The sequence below is a fragment of the Bacteroidota bacterium genome (assembly GCA_037133915.1).
GTDB lineage: Bacteria > Bacteroidota > Bacteroidia > Bacteroidales > CAIWKO01 > JBAXND01.
In genome coordinates this window covers 1-5,059 of record JBAXND010000099.1, presented here as the reverse complement: position 1 = coordinate 5,059, position 5,059 = coordinate 1, and the positions used below count along the sequence as shown (strand labels likewise).

Here is a 5,059-nt window from a genome sequence, read left to right as displayed (position 1 = left end):
AAAGTCGAAAGTCGAAAGTCGAAAGTCGAAAGTCGAAAGTCGAAAGTCGAAAGTCTTGAGTCGAAAGTCGTGAGTCGAAAGTCGAAAGTCGAAAGTCGAAAGTCGTGAGTCGTGAAGACAGAATACAGAATAGCCTGAATTTTCAAATTGACTAATTTTTAAATTCAGAAAGATGCACTACTATCTGTTAACTATTAATTGCACATTGTTAATTATTAATTAAAATGGTAGATTTTCAGGATACGCAAAACGCATTTGAAGGAAAGACCGATGCCGAGCTGCGCAGCGCCTATCGCCTGTTTAATCTGATGGACAAGCGCTGGTTTGTGGCAATCGGAAAAGTATTGCTCAGTATAGCCCTTTTTATTCGCTTTCCTATAGGATGGATTGTGAAACCCACTATTTTCAGGCACTTCTGCGGAGGCGAGACTATTGATGAATGCGAACAAAGTATGAAAGCCCTTGCAGCCCGTCAGGCTTCATCCATTCCTGATTACTCAGCGGAAGGGAAAGCCACGGAGGCATCGTATGATTTTGTGACAGCCGAAATATCATCGCTTATCGCGAAAGCGCAAAATAATGCGCATATTCCTTTTGCGGTATTTAAACCATCGGGTATAGGTTCGCCTGAACTTTTAGAGAAAGTAAGCAAGGGTGCAGTGTTGACAGCAGATGAACGCGGGGCTTTTGCGCGTTTTGAGCAGCGTTACGTCTCGCTTTGCAAACGTGCTTATGAGGCGGATGTTCCGTTGATGGCCGATGCCGAAGAATTCAACGCCCAACCGGCAATAGATGCAATTGTAGTTAAAATGGCGCAGCAATTCAACAAAAAAAGAGCCATCGTATTCAACACTCTTCAGCTTTACCGTACCGACCGCCTCTCCTATCTTCATGAAATTATTTTAAAATCTAAATCCGAAGGATGGCATTGTGGTTTTAAGCTGGTACGCGGCGCCTATCTTGAAAAAGAGCGGAAACGTGCGCAAATAGAAGGATACACGTCACCAACATTTTCAACAAAAAGTGAAACAGACACGGCATATAACCATGCACTTAAACTTTGTTTAGCGAATTACGACAGTGTCTCAATTTGTGCAGGAACACATAATGAAGAGAGTGCACAACTGCTCGCGACCCTCATTGATGAGAAAGGACTCCAGCGAAACATCGATACCATTTGGTTTTCGCAGCTATACGGTATGAGCGACCACATAAGTTTCAATCTGGCGAAGGCAGGATATAATGTATGTAAATACGTACCGTACGGCCCGGTTAAAACAGTAATGCCCTACCTGGTGCGGCGTGCAGAAGAAAATACCGCCATTGCAGGGCAGACAGGGCGCGAATTGATGCTTATCAGAACAGAATTATCACGAAGAAAAGTTCGTTAAGGTAAATATGCCTATTTTTGCATACGGGAGAATCAGGACACATTAATAATATTCATTAAAACATTGTCATATGAGCAGCATCAAAGGAACCCAAACCGAAAAAAACCTGCTGAAATCATTCGCAGGAGAATCGCAAGCCAAGAACCGTTATACTTTTTTTGCCAAACAGGCGCAGAAAGACGGCTACGAGCAAATTGCAGCATTGTTCATGGAAACAGCCATGCAGGAAGAACAACATGCCAAAATATTTTTCAGATTTCTGGAAGGCGGACCGGTAGAAATAACGGCTACTTATCCGGGAGGGAAAATCAGCACCACACAGGAAAATTTAGTTGCATCAGCAAACGGCGAAAATGAAGAGTGGACAGAGCTTTACCCCGAGTTTGAAGAAAAAGCGCGCGCCGAAGGATTTCAAAAAATTGCGATTGCCTATAAACTTATCGCCAAAATTGAGGCTGAGCACGAAGCCCGCTTCCTGAAATTACTGAGAAACGTAGAAGAAGGTAAAGTATTTGTAAGTGACGAGCCTGTTAAGTGGGTTTGTCGTAAATGCGGTCATGTTCATACCGGCATCAAAGCACTGGAGAACTGCCCTGTTTGCGATCATCCGCAAGCATACTTTGAAATTAAAGCAGAAAACTTTTAAAAGCAGACGACAGACATAAGAATAAAGACAAAATAGTGAAAAGAGAGGCTGCTGTGCGGTCTCTCTTTGTTTATCAACGGTTGCAGATACTAATATACGGACAGTAGGTGCAATTTTCAGGTTTATCGGTTTGTGTAAAGGGAATTGACGGATCAAATATTTGCGCCAGGATATCAAGCAAAATATCTTCGAATCGCTGCAATGTATCGGCATTCAAATGTTCATCATCAGGCAATGTTACATGAATTGCCCATGAACTGATATTACGAAAACTTATGATTGCGGGTATGGACACAACATTTCCCTGTTGCTTATAGTAAAGCCAGGAATACATCAGCAGTTGCAGGCATTTGTCGAGCTTTGAATCGCTCCGCAATAATTCCCAATCGTCGAGTGTAAGATCTTTTGCACTCACTTTTCCGGATTTGTAATCAACAATCCGGATGCCGTTTCCAACATTATCGATTCGGTCGATAGTACCTTTAAGCAATACCGTAAGTTCCCGACCGGCAGAAGTAACAGGCATTTCAACAGTAAGCTTCTGTTCAAGACCGGCAATCAGCAACTGAATCTGTTGCTTTTCAAAATTCTGCACTTCATGTTGCTGTTCACTGATAAAATTAAAAATATACAATGCCGCCACTTTCAGAATAAGCAGGTTTTTACCCGATGACATGTCGCCTCCTGAAAATATCTTTGAAAACTCATCAGAGAGCAGGCTGTAATAGATTTTATGCATTTCTTTTACATCGGCAGAAGTAACTTTCAGACCGATAAATGGAGTGAACAATTCTTCCAGTACTTTATGGATAACGGTTCCTAAGGTAGCAGAATCGACTGTTTCAGCAATCTCTTCGGTTTCGGCAAGGCCTGCAATTTCTTTGAAATAGAACCGCAATGAACATGAACGGTATGCATTGATTGTACTCGGAGCAAAACCGGTTTTTGCTTTTTCATATAAGCGATTCAGTGTATCCTCTGATTTTGCTATTGAAATTGAACTATCAACAAGGTCATTTTGTAGAGGCAAGGAAAGGACTTTCTCCACAATTTCAATGTCAGGATTGAAGGCAGGAAGTTCATGCAGCAATTGCTCAATAAAACGGCTTTTTTCACCGCCACCCATGGGGTCAGACTCTGTGTTGTATACATAATGTATGTCAGGGCAGTGCTGAAGCAGACGATAGAAATGGTACGCAAAAACAGCTTCCTTCTCGGTATGCACAGGCAAACCGTATTCTACACGAATATCAAAAGGCACGAAAGAATTCTGACTTTTACCTGACGGAATAATGCCCTCATTGGCCGATAACAATATTACCGTATCAAAATCCAGCGCACGGGTTTCGAGCAATCCCAGCAGTTGCAGACCTTCCAACGGCTCACCATAAAATGGGATTGTTTGAGCTTTTGACATTTGCACCAGAAATGATTGCAGTGTTTTAATATCAACAGCTTCAGCATTACGCGCAAATAGATCCAATAAACGGTTTATAATACCATAGTAGTTAAAAATAAACTCAAGCTCAATACGGTCTTTATCATCTTCGGAAATTATCTGACGCAAGCGTTGAAGCGATGAAGACAGCGCTTTCAGCAGCGAACATGAATCGGAAATATCAATATTGAATAATGCGGCAACAGTTGCAAATCGACCTTCAGAAATCTTTTCAAATTCTGCTTCGATGCCCCGGGGCGAAACAAAAATGAAGTTATTAAGCGTAAGGGCATCTGCAACTTTTCGTGAACAGGGAAGTCCATCATCGCCGGCTGTTCCACACAAAAGCTGCATATACGGATGATTCAGCAAACGAATAAGATCATGAGCATAAAAGCAAAAGGCTTTCTCACCGGCCTTTTTACCAAATTTTGCGGCATTTACATGCACTGCAAAAGTGGCTTCCGCAAAGCTGAAAACGGGCGTATCCTTTAACGGGTATCCCATAGTGATATTAAACTTTGTGATTTCTGCCGGCAGCGAATTCAACACAGGTACCAACAGCTTTTCATCGGCGAGTACCACAGCAATTTTTCGTGCTGCATCAGGATTTTCCTGAACGTAATCTTTTAAAAGTGCTCCGGCATATCTTGCCTGACTTACATTTCCGGGAATACCTGTTATACATATGCGCCGTCCGGCGTCAGCAAAATTATTATCTACCCAATTGAATTCGGGGAGGTTCCATTTTGTAAGATACTTACGTAAAAATCGCCCTGCCTCTTGACGTTTGTCAGAAAGATAATACTCATCGGCATCCCACAGAATATCGGCCTTACGCTCGTTCACCATGTAGCGAACAATCGTTTCTTCGGAAGGTGTAAGTGCATTGAGTCCCGCAAAAATGATTTTCTTTCCTGCAAGAGAAGCAGTCATTTGGGCACAATTTTCGGCAACCATACGGAATGCCATACCCGGGTAAGCTTTTTTATCTTTAGTGAGTAACGTTCTTAATTCAGTGTAATATCCGCCCATTGCATTGTAGAACCGCAGATATTCTTTTTCAAAATCAGTCAGTGGGCTACCATCAGGATTCCAGCGTGCAATAGCTTTGGCTTCGGTCAAATACGTAAAAAGATTTTCTACGTCCGTCATGTACAGGTCAACGTCGTTGAAATCGTTCAGCATTGTTGAGCCCCATTTTAAAAAGTCATTCAGCGGCTGTGCTTTGGTTGCTTCACGCGATTTGTGCAGGGAATATAGCGTGAATGTTAAGTCGTGCTGATCAGCTATTTGAAACCCGGTAAGATTAAAAATAAAATCCTGAATTGAAAATATTTCGGGCGCCCAAAATGTTGTTCCCATTTGCGACGTAAGGTACCGTTTAAGGAAAAGTCCGGCGCGTCTGTTAGGCAGCACAACGTATAGCTCACCCGTCTTATCAGCATAATGTTCTGCAATATACTTCGCTGTTCTTTCCAGAAATTTCATGCCTACCCAATTTGATGATTTGAAAATTTGATGATTTGAAAACACTATTGTCCGATAAAAATACAGAATATTATTTTGCAAACCGCAACAAAT

General features: G+C 42.0%; 3 protein-coding genes. 2 read left to right on the top strand and 1 reads right to left on the bottom strand.

What is annotated here, in order from left to right; genetic code table 11:
• The first annotated feature begins 224 nt into the window (after positions 1–224).
• Together WCM76_16635 and WCM76_16630 are read left to right on the top strand one after the other, a co-directional pair.
• A complete protein-coding gene (locus WCM76_16635; protein MEI6767259.1) occupies positions 225–1,391 on the top strand; it encodes a proline dehydrogenase family protein in 1,167 nt (388 codons plus the stop codon).
• 70 nt (positions 1,392–1,461) lie between these two features.
• Entirely contained in the window at positions 1,462–2,037 is a 576-nt protein-coding gene (locus WCM76_16630) for a rubrerythrin family protein (protein MEI6767258.1), read from the top strand.
• A gap of 73 nt (positions 2,038–2,110) precedes the next feature.
• Here the strand turns inward: WCM76_16630 and WCM76_16625 are convergent, their stop codons facing one another.
• Complete coding sequence (locus WCM76_16625) at positions 2,111–4,966, bottom strand: PD-(D/E)XK nuclease family protein (GenBank protein ID MEI6767257.1); 2,856 nt, start codon at positions 4,964–4,966, stop codon at positions 2,111–2,113.
• Positions 4,967–5,059 lie beyond the last annotated feature (93 nt).